Annotated in this window: 21 protein-coding genes and 1 pseudogene; 11 read left to right on the top strand and 11 right to left on the bottom strand. The window is 58.8% G+C overall.

Translation table 11 applies throughout. The features are described from left to right. Nucleotides 1-190 precede the first annotated feature (190 nt). Entirely contained in the window at nucleotides 191-1429 is a 1239-nt protein-coding gene (locus LMG28727_RS30320; protein ID WP_201646022.1) for a YbfB/YjiJ family MFS transporter, read from the top strand. Between the two features lie 58 nt (nucleotides 1430-1487). Here LMG28727_RS30320 and LMG28727_RS30315 read toward each other — a convergent pair whose 3' ends face one another. From LMG28727_RS30315 to LMG28727_RS30275, 9 genes are all read right to left on the bottom strand, one after another. Continuing rightward, the gene (locus LMG28727_RS30315) at nucleotides 1488-1634 is read right to left on the bottom strand and encodes a hypothetical protein (RefSeq protein ID WP_236592485.1); all 147 of its coding nucleotides are present in this window, start codon (nucleotides 1632-1634) and stop codon (nucleotides 1488-1490) included. Nucleotides 1635-1706: 72 nt separating this feature from the next. After that, the gene (locus LMG28727_RS30310; protein WP_201646021.1) at nucleotides 1707-2180 is read right to left on the bottom strand and encodes an Lrp/AsnC family transcriptional regulator; all 474 of its coding nucleotides are present in this window, start codon (nucleotides 2178-2180) and stop codon (nucleotides 1707-1709) included. A gap of 532 nt (nucleotides 2181-2712) precedes the next feature. Continuing rightward, complete coding sequence (locus LMG28727_RS30305; RefSeq protein WP_201646020.1) at nucleotides 2713-3093, bottom strand: hypothetical protein; 381 nt, start codon at nucleotides 3091-3093, stop codon at nucleotides 2713-2715. 672 nt (nucleotides 3094-3765) lie between these two features. Then, nucleotides 3766-4566 (bottom strand): SDR family oxidoreductase, encoded by an 801-nt coding sequence (locus LMG28727_RS30300; RefSeq protein ID WP_201646019.1) that lies wholly within the window; start codon nucleotides 4564-4566, stop codon nucleotides 3766-3768. A 167-nt stretch (nucleotides 4567-4733) separates the two neighbouring features. After that, a complete protein-coding gene (locus LMG28727_RS30295) occupies nucleotides 4734-4889 on the bottom strand; it encodes a DUF3309 family protein (RefSeq protein ID WP_074771229.1) in 156 nt (51 codons plus the stop codon). A 264-nt stretch (nucleotides 4890-5153) separates the two neighbouring features. Then, the gene (locus tag LMG28727_RS30290; protein ID WP_201646018.1) at nucleotides 5154-5360 is read right to left on the bottom strand and encodes a hypothetical protein; all 207 of its coding nucleotides are present in this window, start codon (nucleotides 5358-5360) and stop codon (nucleotides 5154-5156) included. A gap of 316 nt (nucleotides 5361-5676) precedes the next feature. Further along, on the bottom strand, nucleotides 5677-5895 hold the full coding sequence (locus tag LMG28727_RS30285; protein WP_201646017.1) for a hypothetical protein: 219 nt from the start codon (nucleotides 5893-5895) through the stop codon (nucleotides 5677-5679). A 183-nt stretch (nucleotides 5896-6078) separates the two neighbouring features. Then, the gene (locus LMG28727_RS30280) at nucleotides 6079-6363 is read right to left on the bottom strand and encodes a hypothetical protein (RefSeq protein WP_201646016.1); all 285 of its coding nucleotides are present in this window, start codon (nucleotides 6361-6363) and stop codon (nucleotides 6079-6081) included. 91 nt (nucleotides 6364-6454) lie between these two features. Continuing rightward, complete coding sequence (locus tag LMG28727_RS30275; protein ID WP_201646015.1) at nucleotides 6455-6733, bottom strand: hypothetical protein; 279 nt, start codon at nucleotides 6731-6733, stop codon at nucleotides 6455-6457. A gap of 424 nt (nucleotides 6734-7157) precedes the next feature. Here LMG28727_RS30275 and LMG28727_RS30270 point away from each other — a divergent pair, with 424 nt between their 5' ends. Then, nucleotides 7158-9356 (top strand): serine/threonine protein kinase, encoded by a 2199-nt coding sequence (locus LMG28727_RS30270; protein ID WP_201646014.1) that lies wholly within the window; start codon nucleotides 7158-7160, stop codon nucleotides 9354-9356. 28 nt (nucleotides 9357-9384) lie between these two features. On the opposite strand, the gene LMG28727_RS34870 is transcribed toward LMG28727_RS30270, so the two are convergent. After that, nucleotides 9385-10611, bottom strand: coding sequence for a formylglycine-generating enzyme family protein (locus LMG28727_RS34870; RefSeq protein WP_407945887.1), 1227 nt, complete (start codon nucleotides 10609-10611; stop codon nucleotides 9385-9387). After that, a pseudogene (locus LMG28727_RS34865) lies at nucleotides 10612-11286 on the bottom strand (caspase family protein); the annotation flags it as partial. A gap of 392 nt (nucleotides 11287-11678) precedes the next feature. Here LMG28727_RS34865 and LMG28727_RS30260 point away from each other — a divergent pair. The 9 genes from LMG28727_RS30260 (at nucleotide 11679) to LMG28727_RS30220 (ending at nucleotide 24322) form a co-directional block, all read left to right on the top strand. After that, a complete protein-coding gene (locus LMG28727_RS30260) occupies nucleotides 11679-12164 on the top strand; it encodes a DUF4399 domain-containing protein (RefSeq protein ID WP_201646012.1) in 486 nt (161 codons plus the stop codon). A 46-nt stretch (nucleotides 12165-12210) separates the two neighbouring features. Then, nucleotides 12211-12645 (top strand): DUF4399 domain-containing protein, encoded by a 435-nt coding sequence (locus tag LMG28727_RS30255; protein ID WP_201646011.1) that lies wholly within the window; start codon nucleotides 12211-12213, stop codon nucleotides 12643-12645. Between the two features lie 256 nt (nucleotides 12646-12901). Then, nucleotides 12902-13183 carry a hypothetical protein gene (locus LMG28727_RS30250; protein WP_201646010.1) on the top strand — a complete coding sequence of 94 codons (282 nt, stop codon included), beginning with the start codon at nucleotides 12902-12904 and terminating at the stop codon, nucleotides 13181-13183. Nucleotides 13184-13402: 219 nt separating this feature from the next. Beyond that, the gene (locus LMG28727_RS30245; RefSeq protein ID WP_407945885.1) at nucleotides 13403-14887 is read left to right on the top strand and encodes an efflux transporter outer membrane subunit; all 1485 of its coding nucleotides are present in this window, start codon (nucleotides 13403-13405) and stop codon (nucleotides 14885-14887) included. A gap of 227 nt (nucleotides 14888-15114) precedes the next feature. After that, nucleotides 15115-17697 (top strand): FHA domain-containing protein, encoded by a 2583-nt coding sequence (locus LMG28727_RS30240; RefSeq protein ID WP_201646009.1) that lies wholly within the window; start codon nucleotides 15115-15117, stop codon nucleotides 17695-17697. Further along, nucleotides 17675-19048, top strand: coding sequence for an HlyD family efflux transporter periplasmic adaptor subunit (locus LMG28727_RS30235; protein ID WP_201646008.1), 1374 nt, complete (start codon nucleotides 17675-17677; stop codon nucleotides 19046-19048). The genes LMG28727_RS30240 and LMG28727_RS30235 overlap by 23 nt, the downstream gene beginning before the upstream one ends. Nucleotides 19049-19097: 49 nt before the next feature. Continuing rightward, complete coding sequence (locus tag LMG28727_RS30230) at nucleotides 19098-19850, top strand: peptidylprolyl isomerase (protein ID WP_201646007.1); 753 nt, start codon at nucleotides 19098-19100, stop codon at nucleotides 19848-19850. 54 nt (nucleotides 19851-19904) lie between these two features. Beyond that, on the top strand, nucleotides 19905-22961 hold the full coding sequence (locus LMG28727_RS30225; RefSeq protein ID WP_201646006.1) for a peptidase domain-containing ABC transporter: 3057 nt from the start codon (nucleotides 19905-19907) through the stop codon (nucleotides 22959-22961). Continuing rightward, entirely contained in the window at nucleotides 22961-24322 is a 1362-nt protein-coding gene (locus LMG28727_RS30220; RefSeq protein WP_201646005.1) for a sigma-54 interaction domain-containing protein, read from the top strand. Before LMG28727_RS30225 ends, LMG28727_RS30220 begins: the two co-directional genes overlap by 1 nt. Nucleotides 24323-24340 lie beyond the last annotated feature (18 nt).

Here is a 24340-nt window from a genome sequence, read left to right as displayed (position 1 = left end):
CGCTCAGCTGGTGAGATACGCCTGCACAGCCGAAGGCCGCCAAAAAAATCGCACAAGCGTGCAGGTTCTCGCTCGTTGACGCAACTAACGGTCAAGGCCGCATGCTGCGCCCGGCTATGATGGCGAGGCGGCACATAAAAATCGTTCGCCATAACCGGCCCGCAGCGTTCCCGCCCACTTACGCCAGCCCATGTCACGCACTTCCTTCGACACAGCTTCGACTCAAACCACCTTCCCCGACGCCGCCCAACGCGTTCCCACGTTGATGCTGGCCGCCGCGCTGTCGCTGGGAAGCGCGATCGCGCTGGGGCTCGCCCGCTTCGCGTACGCGCTGCTGTTGCCGTCGATGAAACTCGACCTCGGCTGGAGCTTCGCTCAGGCTGGCGCGATGAATACCGCCAATGCGCTCGGCTATCTGCTGGGCGCGCTGGCTTTCCCGCGACTCGCGCGCCGCTGGTCGGCCGGCGCGCTGTTCGGGGCTGGATGTGTATCGACGGCCATTCTGATGGCGGGCAGTGGACTGCTCGCGGACACGCATTCGTTGCTCGTTTTGCGCGTGATCACCGGTGCAAGCAGCGCGGCGATCTTTATCGGCGGCGGCGTGCTGGCGGCGCGTCTTGCATCGGCGAGACCGCGGGACGCCGGGCTTATCCTCGGTCTCTATTACGGTGGCACGGGATGGGGCATCGTCGCGTCATCGGTGCTGGTGCCGTTCACTATCGTCAACACCGCGCACGGCTGGCAATTCGCGTGGTTCGCGCTGGCGGCCGCGTGCGTCGTGTTCGCGGCGGTCGCGATCAACGCGGCGCGCAAGATCGAGCGTGTGCATGCGAGCACGGCAGCGGCGGCTCAGGTTTCCAGTGTCATCGACGCGCCACGCTGGCCACGTTTCAGCAAGATGCTGACGGGCTATGGGTTGTTCGGCGTCGGCTATATCGGCTACATGACGTTCATCGTTGCGCTGCTGCGCAACGCGGGGATGAGCGCGACGGTCGTGACCGGCTTCTATCTGCTACTCGGACTGGCGACGGTCGTTTCGGCCCGCGTGTGGTCCGGATTGCTCGACCGGATGCGAGGCGGCCAGGCGCTCGCGGTGCTGAACGCATTGCTCGCGATTGCGACGCTGCTGCCCGCGCTGTTCACGCAGCCGTGGGTGGCGTTCGTGTCCGGCGTGCTGTTTGGCGCGACGTTTTTGTCGGCGGTCGCTTCGACCACGGCGTTCGTCCGGCACAATTTCCCGGCAAGTCACTGGGCGAAGGGAATCAGCGCGTTCACGATCGTGTTCGCGTTTGGACAGATCGTCGGGCCGATGGTGATCGGATGGGTGTCGGATGGGGGGGGGCTCGCGCGCGGGCTGGTGTATTCGGCGTTGTTGCTGGCGGCCGGCGCGGTATTGGCAGCCTGCCAGAAACCATTGCGCGACGCGTGAATCCGCCTGCGCGGGGCGGTTTAGGCGAACGATTGAAATTTGAAATCGGCGAGCCTAGTTAGACCGTGCCGGCGACGGCGGCGAAATTGTCGAGCGCGTATCGCGCCCACAGGCTGATCGACATTGGCCTGTGTGAAGGATCGGACTCGCCGTAATCGGTCTCGGATAGACACAGCGCATTCGCGACGAGCCCATGCTCGTTCATTCCAGCGAGTCTGTATGGATGCCGTTGAAGTCAGCAAAGCTTGCGCACTAACCCACGCCTTCTCCGAATGGATTAAACCGCAACCGACGGGATGCTCTTCATGCATCGAAGTGCAAACATCGACCGGCTGTGACGGATACCAGCGATCCGATAAAGTTTTTCGCGCAAGAAGCGCTCATAGCCCGCTGTGCCCTGAACAGCCACTTTGATCAGGTAATCGTATTCGCCGGAAATCAAATAAGCGTCGAGTACTTCGGGCAGCAGCGCCAGTTCTTCGCCGAAGCGATGCAAGGTTTCTTCTTCATGCCGGTCGAGCGTCACTTCAATCAGGACCGTGTCCGAAAGACCCAGCTTTTCCTGATCGATGAGCGCAACGTAGCCCCGGATCAAGCCCGACTCTTCGAGCTGCCGCGTTCTGTTCCAGCAAGCGGTAGTGGACATGCCGACCAGGTCGGCCAGTTCCGCGTTGGTCAGCCGGGCGTTCTTCTGCAACTCGCGCATGATCTTGCGATCCTGATTGTCGAGCGGGCGATTTCGGGTGGTCATGGCGGATTCGGAAAGTTGTTCTGACAAACTTGATTATAGCGGGAGACTATTCCGAATTTGGTGGTGAAGGACGGAACATTAAGAAGCCTATCCAACAATGATCCGGGTATATTTTCACCATGCATTCATGCCCGGGACCGCGGTCCGGGTCGCGGGCTTGTTGCCTGCGTCCATTGCGGCCACAAGCTGCCAGCGGGTGTCTCACTGCCTTCACAGGAAGGTGGCATGCGGGCGAATTCCGGCGTCACCCTCGCCGGGAGTTGGGCTCGCCGGGCATGGGTGCATGTTCCCGACTAATGGCTGGGCTCGCGTGAATCGCGCGCCAATTTTTTGCATCGCCTGCGAGCCGTTTTGCAGCGGTCCGGGCGTATGCGTGGGGTCAACCGATTATGGGTAGCAGGCTAATCGACACGGGAGCGGTGAAGTCCGGCGGTCCGGTGAGTGAGTCGATCACCCGCGTGGACCACCGAGTTGATCACCGCCCGATTCGGATGTCTGCGTGGGGCGGAAAAAATCGCTCCCGCCCAACCGGCTAGCTAATTTTAGAGCGCGTTTTTATGGCGCTCTGCACAGCGATATGCCGATACGCATCACGGCAGAATTGCATGCTGCCATTGGCGCCCTGATGCGAACTGTCCGCTTGAGCGCTCATCTGCGCAGCTTCTTCGATGAGCTGTGAGGGCATTGGATTGATCAGCGCCGCGTCCACCGCGAATGGGTCGGTAGGCGGCGCGCGCATGATGCCGACGCCTTTGATTGCAACCGTCAGAGTGGGATCGTGGACTCGCGGAGCGTGGCTGGTCTCGACATGAAAATCGATGTTGAGCGTCCATAGGCCCTCGTGAATGTGCTGGTCAATGAGGATGGCTTTCACCACCTCCTGATGTGACAGCGTGTACTCGTCGTTTGCCATCGGTCCCTCCTTGCGCGTGCTGCGTCAGTGCACGTGTGCAGATATGGCATTGTCCTGAACAAGCGAAACTAGTTTTACCTGCTATTTTGCGCAGTGCAAGAAAAAAACCGCACGCCCCGATGCGCTCGCGCCACGCTTCGCATTACGCGGTTTGCGGCAATGTGCAAAAGGCGGCGCCCCCGAATGTGAGCGTCGCCTTTTGTTTTGTTTCGATCCAGCAGTGAGGACCGTCCAGTAGTCAGAGAACAGTACAGGGCCAGTAAATCGGCCCGTGATCGGTTCTCAGGTCGGCAATGTCATCAGGATTCGGGAATTTAATGAAAGATAAGGTACAGGATGACCAGTACGATCAAAGGAACGCCGAGAAGCCAGCCGAGAAGATAAGGCATGATGTGATCTCCTTTCGTATCGAAGTTTGAATACGAAGTTGATTGAGCATTGGGCGTGCCTGCTGTATTCCGACGTCGCGTTAGCGTAGTGTTGAGGCGCGCGAGCGCCGCACAAAGCGTCCGTGCATTCGTGCGTGGCTCACCGCTGCGACGACGATTACGCCCTTGCGCAATGCACTGGCTGAAAAGATTGTTTGATGCGGTGAGGGCTTCGGCAAGGCCTGTGATTCAGCGCATTGCATTCGCGTAGTAGTTCCACTTGCGCGTGTAGGGATGCCGACGGTTAGCCGTTATCCGCAAAGCCTGGATACAACGTCATGCCGCCATCCACAAACAAGGTTGTTCCTACCACGTAGTCGCTTTCATCTGACGCAAGCCAGACCGCGGCATTGCCGATATCTTCAGCTTCGCCCACACGGCCGTATGGAATCAACTGCAATAGTTTCTTCAGCGCGGTCTCTGTATCCCACGCGTCCTTGTTGATGGGCGTGCGAATCGCTCCGGGCGCGATCGAGTTCACACGAATCCGTTCTGGCGCCACCTCTTGCGCGAGAGATTTCATGAACATCTGAATTCCCCCTTTGGACGCAGCGTAATTGACATGGCCGCCCCAAGGAATCACCTCGTGCACGGAACTCATACAAATGATTTTGCCGAGTGCGTTGGAGTTGCCTCTGTGACCACGTCGGCGAAATTCTCTGACGGCGGATTGGGCTGTCAGGAATTGGCCGGTCAGATTGGTTGCCAACACCGTTTGCCAATCCTCCAGCGACATGTCGGCAAATGCACTGTCTTTCTGCAAACCGGAATTTGCGACGACGATATCCACGCTCTCAAAGCGCGACCGGCATGCCGCGAACATCTTCTCTACTTGTGACGGATCGGACACGTCCGCCTGAACCGCAAACGCTGAGCCGCCGTGTTGCTGTATCTCGTCAGCCAGTTGTTCAGCTGATTCTGGATGCGAATGATAATTCAACACCACCGCCGCGCCCGCTTTCGCCAGAGACTTGGCGACGCCATAACCGATGCCCGAACTGGCGCCCGTCACGAGGGCAACCTGGTTGGCGAGTAAATTTTCCATCGCGTTCTCCGTTCTCTGCCATGACGGCTTGTGAATGTGATTCGTCTATCGACATAATGAAGCCGCCGGATATCCGTACAGTGAACTGCATGGATATCCGGCGGCCGGCCGGATGCGTCAACGGGCTAATGCCCTTTACGCACGTAGAGCGCTCTAATCTGCGCCGGTTATATCACCCCAACAACCAGCAGCACGATAACGACAATCAAGACGACACCGATCCCACCCGTTGGTCCGTAGCCCCACGCACGGCTGTGCGGCCACGAAGGCAACGCACCGATGAGGAGAAGAATCAGCACGATCAGAAGAATAGTTCCCAACATATTAATGACCTCCGCCTGGTTGATAGGATCTGCCTTCACGACAGCCACGCAATGCCACTTTGAAGACCGGCACGCGAACGGCAGTATCGATAATCCTGTTGAGCAAACCCCATGCCCAGGCCGGAAAATCGTCACGGAGCTGTCGAGCCGCACGCTACCCATCAAGAAAGCCGGCACCTCGTTCAAGCCCATCCTGAGCCGGCACGTCTTCCCGCAGAGACGGGCCCAACATGCCGGTTTCCATTTGCAGTGCGCTCGTGCGTCCTACAAATAGGTCCCGCCGATGCGGCCTTCGAAGATAGCCGTGTTGATATCCCAATCGTCGACATGACCGAGGGCACCACCGTTGACGGAGACAACTACCGAGCGGCCGCCGTGCAACGTTTTCATCTGATCGGCGGCGAGCGTGACTTCGTCTTGCGCGTGAGCCGTGGAACACAGCAGGTCTTTGATGATGACAATGGATTTCATGGCGGTACTCCTGACAGTAGATAGACGGGCACGACGCGGTGCCCGCTTTGACTTCTGCAAGGGATATGCCAATTTCCAGCGGCGCCGGTGCGCAATGCGAAGCGTGCTAGCCGTGCCAATCCAGGCGGCCTGTTGCGCTGCGTGCTGCTTATGCGGGAAGGCGAGTCAACGCGAAGCCGGGAAAAAGTGTTGTGACGGGCCCTACGAAACACATTCAAATGGTGGGTGCGCGACGCTCGCGCGCTCCGCAAAAATAAAAACGGCACGCGCAGATGACGTGTGCCGTTTCCGTTGCGAGGAATCCGCGAAAGCGCAATTAGCTACCCTGTCTGATGCGTTGCAAAGCTGCTATGGCGATCTGCCGATGCGCGCCGGGAAAGCCAGGCGGATAGTCGACGACCCGCTTCGAAGCCGGCACCAGAGGCGCAGCCACGCTCGAGCGCGCACCGACTCGCGCACCGCCGACAATCGCGGCCATTGCTTCGCGATCGAGTTCGACGCTATCCGCGAGGTCTTTAATGATGAGCTTGGCCATGGTGGCTCCACAAAAGAAATCGAGCGGCTGGCCGGTGCGATGGGCCGGTCGCCGCTCGAGGCTGTTATTCGATGTGCAGTGGTCTCGTCGCACTATCAGTATAGGAAATCCGTCAGCGGCTTGTGGGTTGGCAATGATGCGGCAGTAGTCGGACAATCTCCGGTTCCTTTCTACTGCGTGCCGTCACACCGTAGCGTAATTGCCACCCCACAGCGACGGACTAACGTTCAGATGCAGCGGCACGAAACCCGCACCAATCACGCCGACGTTGTTAAGGGCCGCCACATTGACGTACTGCATCTGAGTGAGGTTCTGATTGACCGAAACATTGACATTGGCAATGCCACTGAGACCGGCCACCGAGGGCAGGCCAGGCACGTTGCTTCCCGTGCCGCCAGACACTGCCGACATGGCGCGGCGGTCCAGCTCGCGGGTGCGGGACAGATCGCGAATCGTGAGGGATGACATGGTGATTCTCCAAAGGTGCGCGGAAGACGACGGGCGTGGAAGGCGCGAGGCGAAGTGCTCCGCTAATGCGGGCACCTCGCCTCGTCACGTTTTAGACGTGGATGCTGTTGCCCGAGTTGATGCTGGGGTTGAGCGTCGAGCTGAGGCCGGCGGCGAACGCAACGCTGTTGCCCGTAGCGTTCTGCATGTTCAGTTCGTTGCTGATCAGTTGGGTGCCGCTGACGTTCTTACTGTTGTTCGGCGCGTAGATCGGGCTGAAGTTGTAGTAAGACGTCGACGAGCCGAAGCCATTGCCGCCGCGCACGGCGCTCATGGCCTTGCTGTCGAGTTGTTCGGTGATGGACAGGTCTTTGATCATCAGCGTGTTCATGGTGAATCTCCTGGAAGAAAAAAATTACGTCTTTCGGTTGGGTTCGAGCAACTTGTCTGCTCGGTAGTCACTAATGCATGGCCTGTGCCAGTTTTAGTCAAGGTTCCTAATAAAGTTGTAGAAGGCTTGATGCACAGGGCTTTCGCGTGGATCACGGGTGAACAGGGAAACGCCGCGCCTCAGTGGATTGGCGCGCGAGCGGTGGTGTATGTCCGACACTCGGTCGAATGCTGTTGGAGATCGAACGACACCTGCGTCCAGCGCATGCGCCATGTGTCGCGGGCCAATCCTGGTTTGCGAAAGCGTGGACCGGGAGCTAGTATCGAAGCGGCACATGTAACTGGTTACGGGAATTCTTCTATCGGCCCGCGTGGCTTCGGTCGCATACGATCCGGCCCAACGGCAGCGGCGGCGCTTCGCACAAATGGCTAGCCTTGCGCGTGTGATTCACGACTTTCAGAACGGCGAGCTCTCCCGTGACGAGTTCGTGGCTCAACTCGACAGCACGTTGACAACCGAAGGAGTCGCCCCCACGCAATTGCTGGAGATGCTCGGCGCAGCGCATCGGAAAGCGCCTCTGCCAGACGACCTCTACGTTGAGGTACGGCGACGCATCGAGCAGTTGCGGGTATCTAACGTTGCGGCCGGCGGCGAGGAAACCGGCATTCAGACCACCGTGGAAATTCCGTCGGTGCGTTCCGCAAGTGGGGGAAGTTTGGGGAACGCGGCCAATGCCGCGAGTGCTAGCGGCGGCGCCGCACACGATCAGATCAAAGGTACTGGCGATACCCTGAATAACCGCTTTGTACTGGAAGAGTGTCTCGGCGTGGGCGGGATGGGTACGGTGTACAAGGCACTCGATCTGCGCAAGCTCGAAGCGTCGGATCGCAAGCCGTATCTCGCGATCAAGGTTCTCAACGTCCAGTTCCGCGGTAATCCGAATTCACTGGTCGCGTTGCAGCGTGAGGCGCGCAAGGCGCAAGTACTCGCGCATCGCAACATCATCACGGTCTACGACTTCGACCGCGATGGCCCGATTGTTTATCTCACCATGGAGTATCTGAGCGGCAAACCGCTCAGCCAGCTGCTGCGCACGCCCGGGTACCAGGGCATGCCGGTGCGCGCGGCGTTACCGATCGTGCGCGGCATGTGTGCCGCACTCGCGTACGCGCATGAACGCGGCTTCGTTCACTGCGACTTCAAACCCGCCAACGTATTTCTGACCACCAACGCCGAAGTGAAAGTGATCGACTTCGGCATTGCGCGCGTGTTTCAGCGTCCGGAAGAAGAGAGCGATGCCACGGTTTTCGATCCGGGCAGCCTCGGTGCATTGACGCCTGCCTATGCCAGTCCGGAAATGATCGAACATCGTGAACCGGATCCGCGTGATGATATCTACGCGCTCGGCTGCATCACCTACGAGTTGTTGACGGGCCATCATCCGTTTGACCGCTTGTCGGCGACTCAGGCGCGCAATGCCGATTTCAAGCTACAGCGGCCACCCAATCTCGACGCGAAGCAATGGCGCGCGTTACGTGCGGCGTTGTCGTTCGATCGAGCCACGCGCATATCGAGCGTGACGCGCTTTATCGCCGAGTTCGACAACGAAGCGCGCGCGGAAAAGTCGGGCACGTTGGCAAAGGTGGGACTCGCGAGTTTTGCCGTGGTGTGCGCGGCGGCTGTGGGCGTGTTTGCATTACGGTCGGGGCCGGGTCGGCAGAGCAGCGTTACGACTGATGCCGGAAAGGCCCGGAGTGCGGTCGAGCCGGCAGCTACGACCGAGAAATCTGCGTCTGCTGTGCTGAGGATGGACACCGCGAGCGCAGTCAACGGCTCGGCAATTGCGATGTCGTCGGGGCCGACAGCGTCTGCGTCGCCGTCTTCGGCAGTAGCCGCTTTACCGCCTGTTGCGCCGCCCTTAGCCACGACGCCCGCGCCCAAACCTGCGTTGACTCTGGCTGCCGTGACACCTGTTCTCGCGCAGGTGCCGTGTTCCGCGCTGTCTGCGGCTGTGCAGGATCATTCGTTGACGGTGCACGGCTACGTTTCGCAGCGTTATGGCGTGGCGCATCTGAAGGAGACGCTGACGGCATTACCGGGCGTCGGCACCCTCGCACTCGAAGTCGAACCGCTCGCGGACGACAAATGCGACACCGTCAAGGCACTTGCGCCTTATTGGGTTCGTAACTGGCAAGCGGGGCGCGTGGCTGAATTGCATGTACGGCCGCCAGGCGCTCAGTTGAACGACGGTGACCCGCTAGTGGTCGACGTGAGCACGCCCGGCTACGACTCGTATGTGAATCTGGACTATTACCAGCTGGACGGTAGCGTCGTGCACATGGTGCCTAGCCCGCGCGCGAAAGATAATCAGGCGCCGCCGCACTATTCGGCCACGATTGGCAGTGCGGGCGACTGGATCATTTCGAAGCCGTTTGGTTCGGAGATGGTGGTGTTGCTGATTACGCCCGTGCCGCTATTCGACAAGCCGCGTGCGGAAAGCGAATCGCGCGCCGACTATCTGCGCGCACTTAATACGCGGCTCGCGCAAATCGGCGGAAAGTACGGCCAGGATCATCTCGTCGCCGATTTTGCGCCGATCACGACGAAACCTCGCGTGCCTTGAATACACGGAAGTCGCGCACGTTATGCGCTCACCTGAGGTCTTTGACGACCCGCAGCCCATCTTGCGACTGACGGACCCCCGCACTGTATTTGAAGCGCGTGGCGCTGAGCATATAGGTGCCGTCCTCGCGCCATGAACCGCCGCGAATGACGCGCATGTCGCAGCCAGGGCTGTCCCATGTGTGACCGTCCGCAGGCGCACCCTGATAGCTGTTATGCCAACAATCGGCGGTCCATTCCCAGACGCTGCCGTTCATATCGTAAAGACCCAGCGGATTCGGGGCGAACGAGCCGACGGCTTCTGGCCCTTCCTTATGCCACGGATCTCCGCAGTCCTTGCAGTTCGCGTTGCCTTTGCGCATCTGATCGCCCCACCAGTAGGCGGAGGTGGTGCCGCCACGGTCTGCATATTCCCATTCGGCTTCGGTGGGGAGACGGTACGGCTTATTCGTTATCTTGCTGAGCCATTTTGCGTACTGTTGTGCGTCGTCCCAACTGACGTCGCGTGCCGGTGCGGTTTTGTTGGCGTTGCTCTCGGGCGTCAATTTCTGACACGCATTCGCGGCGACGCAGGCATTCCACTGTTCCACTGTCACTTCATATTTGCCGATCGCAAACGGTGCAGCAATGGTCACATGATGAACAGGCTTTTCGGAAGGGTCATCGGTGTTGCTACCCATCGGAAACGAGCCGGCGGGCACTGCGATCATGACGGGACAGGTGGCACAGTCGCGTTGTTCACCGGCCGCTGGCGGGTGCGTCACCGGCCTCGTTGTGGCCGCTGCGGTGGCGGGCGTGCCTGCTATTGGCGTTGCCGTGGTATGCGGGTGTTCTTGCGCGGCGGCGCCTGGCGGCGTTGCTGGGCGAGCCGCTTGAGGCGCCGGTGCAACGGCAGGCGCTGCGGGTGACGTGACGGCGGGAGGATTCGACGCCGCGGCACGAAGACGATCGATGCGCGCGTGAGCCAGCGTGGCGAACCGCCCATTAGGATAGGCCTTCAGATACGCATCGTAATCGGCGGGATAGGTGCTGTCCTTGATTGAATTCCAGAAGGTGATCTCGTACTGCTCGCTACTGTCTTTGGGGAGAATGCCTCGGCTATGTGAGCTAACGACGGTTTCGTTATACGCAAGCGGCGTGATTGCGTTGCTGTCGTCGTCACGAGCGTTTGCAGCCAGCCTGAAGGACAGAGACTGCGATGCTGCAATCCAGGGCCTTTGCGCGCCGTGTGTGATATCGACAACCCGCGTGGCCACCCGTTGCAGCAGCCCGGCAAAACTTTCCCGCGATGGCGCGCTGTTCAGTGCATTCAGTAACGCGCTCGTATAAATGCCGTGCTGTTGGCCGTCCGCGGCGAAGTTGCCCATTGCCGTCGCGTACGCAACCACGGTATGGGCAGGAAGGGCGGATGTGCCGGTTGCTGCGCCGGCGGAAAAAGGATTGTTCAGGCACGTGTCGAGAATGACGACATTCAGTTGACCGGCGCGCGGCTTCTGCATTGCCTGCAATACGGTGCGCAGGTCAATGCTGTTGCTTATCACCGATGCGGGAGCGCGTGTGTCGAGTCCTGCAGGAATCAGCAGTGTCTGCCGGCCAATTTGCATCCCGTGTCCCGCGAAATAGAAGAGGCCGGTGCCCCCGGCTTCCAGATGCTGGCGGAATTCACCGATCGCCTGTTGCATCTCCTGCGGCGTGGCATTCGTGCGCAGGATCACGTCGAAGCCGAGCGCACGCAGCTGGTCGCGCATCGCTTCGGCATCGCGCGGAGCATTGTGCTGGACGGGACCGGCAACGCTGCCATATGCGCCGTTGCCAATCACGAGCGCGACACGTGGGGCGTGTGCGTTGAGCGAATTCGTACTCCAGTTCGCATCCTCGCGTTGCGTTGCGGCATAGGCATTATCGCAATGCGTGTGGATTGCCCCAGCCATGCACATCAGCATGAATATTCGCCACATCTTCACATCCTGTTTGTCCCGGACAGAACATAGGCATTCGAGGACCACCTTGCCCGCAGCGATTGTTGAAGTACCCGGCGCGAAGCATCGATGCCGCTATCGACCATCCATCTACAACCTGTTAATAACCATAGCACGCGCTTTGTGCGTCACAACTGTCCGCGTGTACCCAACGCGGTATATGGATAACGAGTGTGGCGTATCTTTTTGGCAAGTTACGTCCTAAGCTAATTCACAAAGTAGCGCGGCATGGCCGTTTTAACCATGCGGTCGTCCAGTCACTCGCGCCCGCGATATCCAGCCGGATCGTTCGGCCTGCCCCGCGCAACCGAGGTGGCCATGACCACTCTTCAGGAGAGTGCGCTATGCGAATAACCCTGATCCCCGTTGTGTCCAACAGGCGCGGTGGCATCCATGGACGTCTTGCCGCATTGCGCGCGGTGATGTGCGCGACGCTTGTAGTCGTGGGCAGCCTGGCGCAAGCGGAACAGACCGCGTCGCCGCCAGGCGCGGAGGAGTACATCATCTGGCCTTCAGACGGCGCCGTGATTCATGGCGGCAAGCTGTGGGTGCGAATGGGGCTGCGCAATATGGGCATCTGCCCGAAAGGTGTCGCGTTTCCGAATACGGGCCATCACCATCTATTGATCGACACCGACCTGCCGGCGCTCGACCAGGAAATTCCGTCGGACCGCACCCATCTGCACTTCGGTGCGGGTGAAACGGACGCGCGTATCGAACTGCCGCCGGGCAAGCACACGTTGCAGCTGATTCTCGGCGACCACAACCACGTACCTCACGTGCCGCCTGTGTATTCGAAAAAAATCACCATCACCGTGCTAAAGAACTAGCGCGATCCGTTCGCTCAAAGCGGGTCGATCAGGACGGAGAGACCTTATGTACAAGATCATCGCGGTCGCGGCGTTCGTGACGTCGGCGGCATTGGCGTTGCCCGTTTCAGCTCTGGCCGGGGCGACACCCGCGCCAGCCGCCGCCCATGCCTATATCGGTTATCCGAATGACGGCCAGGTGGTGGCCGCCAATAAGCCTTTCAGAGTGTGGTTCGGCCTGCGCTATATGGGCGTGGCGCCGAAAGGCGTCAAATATCCGAATACCGGTCACCATCATTTGCTGATCGATACCGACCTGCCGCCGATGGATCAGGAAATTCCATCGGATCGCAATCATCTGCATTTCGGCGCGGGTGAAACTGAAACGACAATCCAGTTGCCGCCGGGAAAGCACACGTTGCAATTGTTGATGGGCGATGACATGCATATGCCGCACAACCCGCCGGTGTATTCGAAAAAAATTACGGTTATTGCACGATGATCGATGTCGCGATCTGGCCAACAGCTTCGCGCGACATGTTGGCTGTGATCCGGCATTCACGCTTTGGGTTTCGCCCGAGTGTTCGGCGCATTTGAATATGCGTTATTCCCAAAGCCCTGTGTATAAAGGCATCCGGAAGATTTTCAGAGAACGGAGACCCACACTGGCACAGCCCATGCATTAGTGACACTCGAGCAGACAAGTTGCTCGAACCTAATCGCAACACTGTGCAGTTCCCCTTCTCAGGAGATTTACCATGAACACGCTGATGATCAAAGACCTGTCCATCACCGAACAACTCGACAGCAAGGCCATGAGCGCCGTGCGCGGCGGTAACGGCTTCGGCCCGTCTTCGTCATATTTCAACTTCACGCCGATGTACGCGCCGAACAACAGCAAGACGGTCAACGGCACTCAACTGATCAGCTCGACGCTGAATATCGAGAACGCAACTGGCAACAACGCTGCGTTTGTCGCAGGTGTGACGACGACGATCGATCCGCATCTGAATTCGAGCAACAACATCTACGTGTCCTGAGCGGCGACGGCTGCGCGGACGCATGGCACTTCATCTCCGCGCAGCCAGTTCATCAAAAACATCGGTTATTCAATCGTTCTTTCCACGCACCTTCTGCTTCTCTGCCCGATCCCCACGCCGACTTGTAGCGCCGCTTCGAAGGTGAGGCCGTGCAGGCGATGCTTTAACTAAAGGGGTGCTCTTCTCGCGCAGTGCAAAAAGGTGGTATCGGAGACAATCGTGTCAGCGTTGTTTGATTCATCGGTCCGCCAGCGCTTTCTCTTCATCGCATCGTTGCAGCGTGGCTTTCGCGCGACGCACACGCCGCGCACCCTTTGTGCGGCATTGGCGTGTGCACTGTCGTTGTGCGCGTGCGTCGATGTCAGCATGCCTGACTACAAGCGGCCCGATACGCCGGCCAAAGCGTCGTGGTCGGATCAGAAAGGCGCCTCGGTATCGGCTGCGGCGACGATTCAGCCCGACTGGTGGAAAGGCTTCCAGGACCCGTATCTGGACACGCTGATTGCCAGGGCGATTGGCGGCAATTTCGATATCAAGGTACTGGCCGCACGTATCGATGTCGCGGGCACGCAGATCGGCGAAGCCAAAGCAGGCGCATTGCCGACGATGGATCTCGGTATGGGCGCCGACTTTGAAAAGACCACGGGTCAAACGTTCTCCAAACAGTACAACGTCGCGAGCCAGGTGAGTTGGGACATCGATATCTGGGGAAAAGTCGAAAAAGGCGTGCAGGCGCAGAAGGCGGAATTCCACGCCAGCGAGGCGGACTGGCGTGCGGGTTACCTCGAGTTGGTGTCGAACGTGTCCAGCACCTATTTCCAGATTCTTCAATTCGACGACCAGATTGATCAGCAGCAGAAGACGCTGGTCACGAATAGACAGATTCTTGCCATCTACGAAGGTCAACGCAGCAATGGCCTCGTGCCGCAAACCCAGGTGCTGCGTCAGCAGGCCGAAATCAACCGTTTGACGAACGAGTTGCTCGAATTGCGCCGCTCACGGGATATCGCCAATAACGCGCTATGCACGCTCGTCGGTGTACCAGCAGGCGAATTTCAATTGCCCAGAGGGCATTTGCAGCAGCGCGTGAAATTGCCAGCCGTTCCGGATGGACTGCCTGCGCAATTGCTGGCACGGCGTCCCGATGTAGTGGCTGCAGAGTTCAGAGTACTTGAAGCATACGACCTGGTCGGCCAGGCCAAACTCGCGCAACTGCCGACCATCAACCTCACCGGGCATGGTGGCACGGCCAGTTTCGCACTGACCGACCTGCTGAAGTCGTTCACCTACGGTTTTATGCCCAGCATCAATATTCCGCTGCTCGATCCCGGCGTGCGGGCGCATGTGAAAGTTACGCAGGCGCAATCGACGGTAGCCGAACAGCAGTACCGCGTGGCCGTGATGGGCGCATTTGAAGAAGTGGAGAACGCGCTGGTCAATCTGAATTCGCACAAGGCACAGCGTGTGGAATTGCAGCAACAGGTGGATCGTCTGCAAATAGTGGCCGATCAGATTCAGTCGCAATTGCGCCTTGGTGTGGTGTCGCAACTGGAAGTTTTCGAAACCGAGCGGACCTTGCTGGAAGCGCAGCAGGCATTGCTCGCCAATCATCAACTGATTCTGTCGGACACTGTGCTGCTTTATAAAGCGTTAGGCGGCGGCTGGCCGAGCGTCGATGTAGAGGCGCAAGTAAAGGAACACTGAGCTAATCCGCAATGGCGTACCGCGCGGATATTTAGGCTGCATGTGACGCATTAATTGCTTTCATAACCGATGATCTGGAAATTGACACTCGCCATGCGTGACTTACAATCTTTAAGCAGCCTGCATTCACGCGGCTCTTCAGAAAAACGCTGTTTCGCGGTAGTCATTCGTCCCGTTTCCGTTGCGTCCCAAAGCAACGGGTAAACGATTAGTGATCCAGATAAAAAATGACCACAGGCGAAACTCCGATTGCTGAGATGAACGCCGCAGTGGAAGCTGCGTTCGACATCGTGCTGTCGCCGGTTGCGTCGGCGCAGCGTCCGGCGCTCGACGCGATCCGGATCGTCGACAACCTGTTCGCAATCGGCCGCAGCGAGGCGCCTTTCACCGACTACCCCACCGAACGAATTGCGCGGCTGTCTCGCCGTCATGCGCGGATTTTCACCGAGCATGGCGCCGCTTACGTCGCCGACCTCGGCAGCAAGAACGGTACGACGGTGAATGGCGTTGCAGTACGGCAAACACCCGCGCGCGTGAGGGCCGGCGACGAATTATGCTTTGGCGGCGAGCTTTGCTATCGCGTGAGCATCGAGCCACGGGCGCGCATCGTCGCAGCGGCGAGTGCATCGTCCGCGCCGGCGCTGCTGCTGGTTCCCGAGCGCGGCGACCTGGACTTGCAGCCCATCGAGGTGCACGCGTTCCCCTTTCTCGTCAGCAAGGCGGACGAGGTTTTTTCGCGTTATAGGGAGCGCTATCCGCATCAGGTCAACTACATCTCGCGCCGTCACGCGCACATCTTTCTGAAGGGCGGCGAACTTTACGTCGAAGATCTCGGCAGCACGAACGGTACATTCGTCGGCGGGCAGCGGCTGGATGAGTCGGCAATGCCGCTTGTAGAGGGCGACCTCGTTGCATTTGGCGGCGACCACTTCGTCTACAGGGTGTCGCTGCAGAAGCCCCCGGAAGTCGAGCCCACTGTGACCCAATTACTCCTTAATCCCGCAGCCGATGACGCAGTCGATGCTGACAAGACAACGTTTGTCGGCGCGGCGCATTCGTTCCTCGATATCTTTTGCGTCGATCCGGCGCTGCAGCGTGAAGACGAAGTCAACGAAGCGGCGCAGCCGATCACAGCGCAGGCGGGGAGCACGAATGGAACACGTAACGCAAACGGTGTGCATCAGGCGGCCAATGCGACTGGCGCGAAAGGTGCAGGCAGCGCGAGACCGGCCAAAGGAAAGCCGTGGCGCTGGCGCCTGCTCGCGACTGAACTCGGCAAGGCTTTTGCAGACGGCGATCACATTGGCGTGAAACGGATTATCGGATGGGGCAGTGCGGGAGTTGTCCTGTTGGGCGCCATCGGCGTAGGGCTGTACCTGCATGGCTCGTCGGAGCGAGAGTTGAAGAGTCTGTTGGCAAGCGGCGATTACACCAGTGCGGTCGTGGCGGCAAATGGTTACTTGTCGACTCATCCCGCAGACGCGAAGGTCAGCGCGCTGGCGAGCGAGGCGTTACTGAAGGCGAAGCTTCCCGGCTGGCTGAACGCGCTCGAAAAAGCGCAATTCGATCAGGCGGACTCGTTGCTGAAGGAGATGAGATCGCTAGGCGCCAACAATACCGACGCAACCTCGCTGGTCGGAGAATTGCAGTGGGTGGGCGATCTGGAGCGCTTCGTGGCAACTCGTGGCGGCGCTGATGCGCCGATTCACATGTATGCGGATGAGGCCACCATTAACAGTCTGCTGCAACGGTGGGACGATGACTCGAAGAGTCATCAGCGCGCACTCGATCGAATCGCGTCCTATGTGCCGGTATTTGCCGAGCCGTACGCGCAGGCGCTTAGTCATCTGCGAAAACTGGAGAGCGACGATTCGGTGTATGTCGCCGCAATTGATCGTCTCAACGGTTCGATAAGCACCGAACTGGCGCAGGATAAGCCCGACGCGCTACCGCCGATACTTGATGATTACGCGCAGCGTTATCCACGTCTTGCCGGCCTCGATCAGGTGCGGGCCGATTTGCGCGAATACACCGCTCTGCTGAATGCCGCGCTCAGTCGCCAATTGACGCCTTTGCTCGCGCTCATGAAGTCGGCGCACTTCACCACGCCGCCGTTTCAGGCCCAATTCCGGCAACTCACTGCAAACCGCTTGCCGTCGGCGGATGTCGTCCAGCGTCAGGATGCGGTGGACGCCGCATGGCAGCGCGGCGATACACAGCAAGCGCTGTCCAGTTTGCAGACGATGCCTGCGGGGCCGTGGTCCGACGTGCTTGGTGAAGAACTGGCGCACAAGAAAGCGTTGCTCGATCAATTCAGCGATTTGCAGAAAACGCGTGGCAGTAGCGACTACGACCAGCACCTGTTGTCGTTTTATGCAAGTCTCGACCCCGCAGCGGATTCCTGGTTCGTGCAATCGATTCAGAAAGACGTGGCGGCACTGCACGACAAGGCGCTGGCGCGCGCGCAGGATCTCCTGCTGCGCGCGCAGAGTCTGTGGAAACAATATCGCGCTAGCGGCCCGATTGGCGGCACACAACGGCTGGAGGCCGGCATTTCACCAGGATTTCGCAGTGAGGCGCGTTTGCTCTCCGACGCGCAAACATCGGCGCAACAGGGCATGCGTATCTACACGCAATTGAAGGCGGACCATCCCGCCGACTTCGACCGCCTGCTCGCCGATATCGAAGCCGAGGCGGATTTGCAGCGCCGCTCGCTGACGGAATTGCGCATGGTGCTGGAGCCCGGCCTGCTGAAGGCAAAGCTGGCGTTGATCGGAGGCGGCCAGAGTGAAGCGCGACAATCACCCTAGGTCGCTGTCGGAGGCGCTGGAGGATCACAGCGTCGAAGGCATCGCGATTCTGACCGCCGAGCCAGTGAAGATCGCGCGGGCGCTGATCTGGGCGATGGTCGCTCTGGTGGTCGCCGGGCTGCTATGGTCGTTCGTGGGGCGCGCCGATGTGATCGTGTCCGCGCAGGGCACGTTGTCGCCGGAATCGGAGGTGCGCCGCATCTATGCGCCGATCGACGGAGAACTGGCCGATCTCTATATCGCCGAAGGACAGCCGGTATCGAAAGGTGACGTGCTCGCACGGTTGAACGCGCGCGGCGCGATCGAGGCGGCCAGCAACGCGCTGCAGGCGCAACTCAAACTTGAAGACGCCGAGCGTGACTGGAAACAGTTTCCCGAGAAGAAGGCGTTGATGGAGCGCAAAGCGGCCGCGCTGAAGGCGCAAATGGAAGTGGAAGCACGGCAACACGAAAACCGCGTGTCCGAAGGCACGACCAAGCTCGCAGAAGGGCAGAAAGCCGAATTGGACGAAGCACGCAGCGTGCTCGATAACGCGCGCCGCACGCGTGAGGCTGCACGAGAGGAACTGGATCGCTATTCAAAGCTGTTCGCGCAACCAGGCGGCGGCGGTATCGCCGAATTGCAGGTCGAACAGAAGCGCACTGCCGCGATGGAAGCCGATAACGCATATCGTGTCGCGCAATCCCGGCTCACTGAACTGGACTTCCGCCTGAGTCACGAATATGCGCAGGCGAATGCGCAACTCGAAACCAGTGGGCAACAAACTACGGACCTTCAGCTTCAATACGACTCGGCGGTGCGGGACATTACCGACGCGGAAGACAAACTGCGTCTGCAATTGCAGACTGCCCGGCTGGTATCCGAAGCGGCCGCACGAATTCGCTTCGAGAACATCGACAAAGACAATTTCCTGCTGATCCTCGCGCCGGTTTCGGGTGTCATCACAGACGTGACGTCGACGCAACGCGGCGACAAGATTCAGGCAAACGCGCCGCTTGGCGGTATTGCGCCCAAAGACGCGCGACCGGTTCTGAAGATAGAAATCGCCGAGCACGATCGGGCGTTCCTGCATGAAGGCTTGCCGGTCAAGCTCAAATTCAATGCGTTTCCGTATCAGCGTTATGGATTGATCAGCGGCACGCTCGCCTATATCTCGCCGGCGACGAAGCCGTCGCTGCAGGACAAGCAGCCGGTCTACGAGGGTCGCGTGACGCTCGACAGAAACTACTACCAGATCGCCGATACGCGTTATCCATTGCGTTATGGCATGACGGCCAACGCGGAGATCGTGGTGCGCGAGCGGCGCCTGATCGACCTCGGTCTCGATCCGTTCAGAGAGGTAGCAGGTTGAGAACGGAATTGAGCGCGCCGATTACACGTCAATCTAAGGAGCCGATGAAATGACCGCGATAGTGCGTATCGATGATGAAGTCGTGGATGTGGCCGAGTTCGTCCGCCTTCTAAAGCTGACTGGCCAGTTCGAAAGTCTGATCGAGCAGATTGTGCGCGACAAACTAACGGTGCACGCGGCGAAAAAGCAGGGCATCGCCGTGACGGCAGATGAAATCCAGCAGCGCGCCGATCAATTTCGCCGTGTGCGCGGCTTGCATCGTGCGACGGATATGAATCAGTACCTCGATGTCCTCCACGTGAGTCTCGACGAATTCGAGGCATTCGTTACCGATGGTTTGTATCAGGAGAAGATGCTCGACGAGGTCGGCAACGAGGCTGCGATCAGAGACTACTTCGCGCTGAATTCACCGAAGTTCGACTCGATCGAGGTGAGCCATATCGTGCTCGACAGCGAGGGAAAAGCGAAGGAAATGATTTCGTATCTACATGACGATCCGGACAGTTTCGCCGACATGGCGCGGGAACATTCGATCGCCGATACACGTGAGGCGGGTGGCGTAATCGGCAAAGTACTGCGAGGCTCATTAAAGCCGGAGATTGAGGCGAAGATTTTTAATGCGGCGGTGGGCGATCTGCTTGGGCCGTTTCCTTCTGCGGATCGATCGTGCTACGAGATTTTCGCAGTGACCGCCAAGTACCCTGCAACGCTTGATGCGGACGTAGCCGCCGAAGTTCGACGTTTGCTGCGCGAGAGCTGGCTGATCGCACGCGCGCAGGAGCACGTCATAGAAGCGCGATAGCTATTTCAGCGAAATAACAGCATAACGTCCCGCCGATTCGAGGTCCGCAAACACATGGATGCACCCCAGACCGCGCCATCCACCGCCGGGTTTCTAGCCTCGGTGGAAATTCTCTCGCCATTCTCGCGCGATGAGATCGAACGCCTTGCCGACTATGCGCAAGCGCGTTTCTATTCATTTGGCGAAACGGTCTGCTCGACGGGCGAGGTGGCCGACGGGCTATATGTCGTGCGTTCGGGTTCGGTGCGGATCTTCACCGAAGAGCACGGCAAGGAAATCAGTATGGGCGTGCGCAAGGCCGGTGAAATATTCGCCGACATTGCGATGCTGCGTACGTATGTGCACGAAGCGTCGGTGCGCTCGTCGGCAAAGACCGAGTTGCTGTTCATTCCACGCGCCGCAATCGAACCGGTCATGGCAGCCAATCAGACCGCGCTGGCGTTCGTCGCGAGCTATGTAGCGATCAGTTCGGCCGGCGGCTTTGTCGCGCAGTTGTTCGATTTGCGCGGCAAGTTGAATAAGGCCGAACTTGAAGAGTATGTGCGCAGCGTAGGCGTAAAACGGGTTGCGGCGGGCAAGGATATTCTCAAGCAGGACGGTCGCGACGACCGGCGTCTTTATGTAGTGCGTCAAGGCGAAGTGCGTATTGTCAGACATGAGGACGGTCATGACTACACGCTCGCGACGCTCGGCGAAGGCGAGATATTCGGCGAGAAAGCGTGCTTGATGCGGCAGGAACAGATGGCTTCGGTCATCGCGACCACCGACACCCGTTTGCTAGTGATTCCGGAGCGCACGGTTCATTTTATTCTCGAACGTAATCCGAAGTTGCGAGAAGTACTCGATGAGCGGATTCGCTACGGCGATCGCGAATTGCAGCGGCAAAAGCGGCTTGAACAGCGCCGTAAACTGCCGCTGATGCTTGATTTACAGAGCAAGCCGGAATTCGGCGAGAAGGTGATCAGACGTTTTGCGCTGGTCGAGCAAGCTGAAGAGATGGATTGCGGTGCTGCGTGCCTGGCGATGGTTTGCCGTCACTATGGCATTCCCATGACGTTAGGAAAATTGCGTGAGCTGGCCAATGTCACCACGCAGGGCGCCACACTCGACAGCCTCGCGCGTGCGGGCGAGGCGCTCGGCTTCACTGCGCGTGGAGTGCAGTGTACTTTCGATTCTTTGCGCGGCTTTGATCTGCCGTTCATCGTGCACTGGGAGGGCTACCACTATGTCGTGGTGTACGGATTGTCGAAAGAATACGTGTGGCTCGCAGACCCGGCGCTCGGCTTCAGAAAGTTGACAGTGGAAGACTTCGAGCGCGGCTGGAGCGGCACCTGTCTGCTATTTACCGGAGGCCCGCATCTGCTGCAAATGTCGGCCTCGCGATCTCCGTGGATACGTTTTGTCGGCTACCTCAAGCCGTATAAAAAGATTCTTGGGCATCTGTTTCTTGCCACTTTCGTGATTCAGGTATTGGGCGTGATTCCACCGCTGATCATCCAGAACATCCTGGACGGCGTCATCGTGCATCAGAACGTGAGCCTGTTGCATCTGCTGATAGGCGGCTTGATTATCGCCAACGTATTCTCTCAACTGATGTCGACGATTCGCGCGTATCTCGCGAATTTCATGGTCCGCAATATGGACTTCGCGATGATGTCGCAGTTCTTCAAGCACACGTTGTCGCTGCCGTTTTCGTTTTTCGCCAAGCGTAAAACCGGTGATATTTTCGCGCGCTTCCAGGAGAATCAGACGATCCGCGCGTTTCTGACCGAATCGACTGTGACCACTGCGCTGAACCTGTTGATGGTGTTCATTTACTTCACGATCATGTTTGTCTACAACGTGAAGATGACGCTTGTGCTGATCGCGTTCGTCATTCCGATCATGGCGCTGACCGCGTTCGCCACGCCGAAAATTAAAAGCTACGCGCGCGAGGTGTTCACTGCGTCGACAGAATCGAAGTCGTTTCTGATGGAGGCGCTCGCAGGCGTGGAGACAATCAAGGGGATGGGTATCGAACGGCCCGTGCGCCTGCGCTGGGAGAAGAAGTACGCGAAAGCCCTTGAAGTCCAGTATCGTGCGCATGCGTTCAATATTCTCGTGGGATTCGGCAGCCAGTTGCTCAATGCGGCGACGACGATTGCGATTCTATGGGTCGGCGCGAATCTGGTGCTGGCGCGCGAAATGACGATCGGTCAACTGATTGCGTTTAACGCTTTCATGGGCAGCGTATTAGGCCCGTTGATGGGACTAGTCGGCTTATGGAGCATGTTGAACGACGCGGGTGTCGCAATGGAGCGTCTCGGCGACGTACTCGATATCGAACCGGAGCAGAAGCCGCAAGATTTACCGTCGCGCGTCATGTTGCCCGAATTGCAGGGCGACATCAGCTTGAGCGGCGTCTACTTCCGGTATGGCGAAAACGACTCCGCGTATGTGCTCGAAAACATCAGTTTCGAGATCAAACCGGGGGAGCTGATCGCCATAGTGGGCCGAAGCGGTTCAGGCAAGACTACCCTTGCGAAACTGCTGGTCGGCTTTTACACGCCGAGCGAAGGCAAGATGACGATCGACGGCTACGATCTCGGCGTCGTCGATAAAGCCTATTATCGTGCGCAGATCGGCTACGTGATGCAGAGCAATCTGCTGTTCTCCGGCACGATTGCGGAGAACATTGCGAGTGGCGACGACGCGCCCGACCGGCGTCGCATTGAAGAAGTCGCCAGGATGGCCGACGCTCATGCATTCATCAGCAAGATGCCACTCGGCTACGAGCAGATTGTCGGTGAGCGTGGCATTGGTCTGTCTGGCGGGCAGATACAAAGACTATGCATTGCGCGGGCGCTCTATCACGACCCGCGCTTTCTCGTCTTCGACGAAGCGACTTCCGCACTCGACTCGCAATCGGAAAGCAATATTCTCGGCAACATGCATGACATTTTGAAGGGTCGTACGGCGGTGATCATTGCCCATCGGTTGAGCACCATCATGCGTGCGGACAAGATTCTCGTACTGTATGAAGGTGCGATTGTCGAACAGGGCCGCCATGATGAGCTGATCCAGCGCGGCGGTATGTATTACCAACTGGTCCAGAAACAGTTGAGTGCGTGATGATGAAGATTCTCGACCAGATTGAAGAGCCCAGTCCCGCGATTTCTTACGCGGGACTGATCGAACGAATCGAGATTTTGCGCTCCACGTTGCGCTGGTCGTCACGGTTGGAGCGCACCGATATCGACAAGCTGCTGCGGCAGGCCACTTCATTGCGCGACGAAGTGATGCAGCTGTCGCACAAGGAGCGCTTCGTGCAGGCGGCGACCTCTGCCGAGCCGCACGAGCATGTCGACCAATCGCGTGGCGCGCGCCGTAAGGCATTGCTCGAACGCAGCTTCATTTTCGAGGGGACGTTTGGCGACAATGCGCGTTTGCTCGAATCGCTTGAAATTGCCGAGAAAGCGGCGCCGACTGATTTGCCGGTGTTGATCGACGGTGAGAGCGGTACGGGCAAGGAGTTGATGGCCAAAGTGATTCACGCGAACGGCTCGCGCGCGGACAAGCCGTTTATCTCCGTGAACTGCGGCGCGATTCCGGACAATCTGCTGGAATCGGAATTGTTCGGGCATCGCAAAGGCGCTTTTACCGGGGCGTCGAATGATCGCAAGGGGAAATTTGAAAGCGCGCATACCGGTACGATCTTTCTTGACGAGATCGGAGAGTTGCCGCTAGCAGGGCAGGTCAAACTGCTGCGTGTGCTGGAAGCGCACGAGATTCAGCGGGTTGGCTCCGATGAAACGATAGCCGTCGACACACGGATCGTCGCCGCAACCAATCGCAATTTGCGGCAGCTTAGCGAAGAGGGCAAGTTTCGCGAAGACCTGTTCTACAGACTGAGCGTGATCCACGTCACGCTGCCGCCGCTGCGCGAGCGGCGGGATGAAATTCCACTATTGATCGCCTGGTTCGGCGACGAGGCCGCCGGGACGTTGAAGCGCAGGCCGGTCAGATTGACCCCTCGTTTAAGGGACTTTCTGCTGAATTACGCGTATCCGGGAAATATCCGTGAATTGCGCAACGTAATGTATCGCGTGTCGTGCCTTGCGGGCGATATGGCGGATGTCGATCATTTGCCGGTCGACATACGGCCCGCGGCGCCGGGGTCGGCGGCTGCTTCGGCTAACGCTTCGGCATCGGCGACCGGCCAGGAGCCGATCAGCGTGGCTAATCTGATGTCGCTAAGCGACGCCAAACGAGCCGCTAGCGACGATGCGGAAAAAGCCTTTCTGGAACGCGGGCTGCGCGAAGTGAACGGCACCGTCGCTGAATTGGCGAGACGCATCGACATGAATCGCTCGCATTTGCAGATGCTTTTAAAGAAACACGGGTTGCATTCGAAAGAGTTTCGCAATCGCGCTATGCCGCAAGCAAATAGAAATGGCGCTGACGAGCATGACGAAGAAGAAGGGGATGGGTAGCGCGTAGTGGCAACCTGT

Source organism: Paraburkholderia metrosideri, from assembly GCF_904848625.1.
Taxonomy (GTDB): domain Bacteria; phylum Pseudomonadota; class Gammaproteobacteria; order Burkholderiales; family Burkholderiaceae; genus Paraburkholderia; species Paraburkholderia metrosideri.
The sequence above is the reverse complement of the archived record's forward strand: the minus strand, read 5'-3'. Positions and strand labels throughout refer to the sequence as shown.

Bases quoted from the DNA above. Each gene is read 5' to 3' on its own strand.
- LMG28727_RS30320 (WP_201646022.1), top strand. From the start codon at position 191: ATGTCACGCACTTCCTTCGACACAGCTTCGACTCAAACCACCTTCCCC.
- LMG28727_RS30315 (WP_236592485.1), bottom strand. From the start codon at position 1,634: ATGAACGAGCATGGGCTCGTCGCGAATGCGCTGTGTCTATCCGAGACC.
- LMG28727_RS30310 (WP_201646021.1), bottom strand. From the start codon at position 2,180: ATGACCACCCGAAATCGCCCGCTCGACAATCAGGATCGCAAGATCATG.
- LMG28727_RS30305 (WP_201646020.1), bottom strand. From the start codon at position 3,093: ATGGCAAACGACGAGTACACGCTGTCACATCAGGAGGTGGTGAAAGCC.
- LMG28727_RS30300 (WP_201646019.1), bottom strand. From the start codon at position 4,566: ATGGAAAATTTACTCGCCAACCAGGTTGCCCTCGTGACGGGCGCCAGT.
- LMG28727_RS30295 (WP_074771229.1), bottom strand. From the start codon at position 4,889: ATGTTGGGAACTATTCTTCTGATCGTGCTGATTCTTCTCCTCATCGGT.
- LMG28727_RS30290 (WP_201646018.1), bottom strand. From the start codon at position 5,360: ATGAAATCCATTGTCATCATCAAAGACCTGCTGTGTTCCACGGCTCAC.
- LMG28727_RS30285 (WP_201646017.1), bottom strand. From the start codon at position 5,895: ATGGCCAAGCTCATCATTAAAGACCTCGCGGATAGCGTCGAACTCGAT.
- LMG28727_RS30280 (WP_201646016.1), bottom strand. From the start codon at position 6,363: ATGTCATCCCTCACGATTCGCGATCTGTCCCGCACCCGCGAGCTGGAC.
- LMG28727_RS30275 (WP_201646015.1), bottom strand. From the start codon at position 6,733: ATGAACACGCTGATGATCAAAGACCTGTCCATCACCGAACAACTCGAC.
- LMG28727_RS30270 (WP_201646014.1), top strand. From the start codon at position 7,158: ATGGCTAGCCTTGCGCGTGTGATTCACGACTTTCAGAACGGCGAGCTC.
- LMG28727_RS30260 (WP_201646012.1), top strand. From the start codon at position 11,679: ATGCGAATAACCCTGATCCCCGTTGTGTCCAACAGGCGCGGTGGCATC.
- LMG28727_RS30255 (WP_201646011.1), top strand. From the start codon at position 12,211: ATGTACAAGATCATCGCGGTCGCGGCGTTCGTGACGTCGGCGGCATTG.
- LMG28727_RS30250 (WP_201646010.1), top strand. From the start codon at position 12,902: ATGAACACGCTGATGATCAAAGACCTGTCCATCACCGAACAACTCGAC.
- LMG28727_RS30240 (WP_201646009.1), top strand. From the start codon at position 15,115: ATGACCACAGGCGAAACTCCGATTGCTGAGATGAACGCCGCAGTGGAA.
- LMG28727_RS30230 (WP_201646007.1), top strand. From the start codon at position 19,098: ATGACCGCGATAGTGCGTATCGATGATGAAGTCGTGGATGTGGCCGAG.
- LMG28727_RS30225 (WP_201646006.1), top strand. From the start codon at position 19,905: ATGGATGCACCCCAGACCGCGCCATCCACCGCCGGGTTTCTAGCCTCG.
- LMG28727_RS30220 (WP_201646005.1), top strand. From the start codon at position 22,961: ATGATGAAGATTCTCGACCAGATTGAAGAGCCCAGTCCCGCGATTTCT.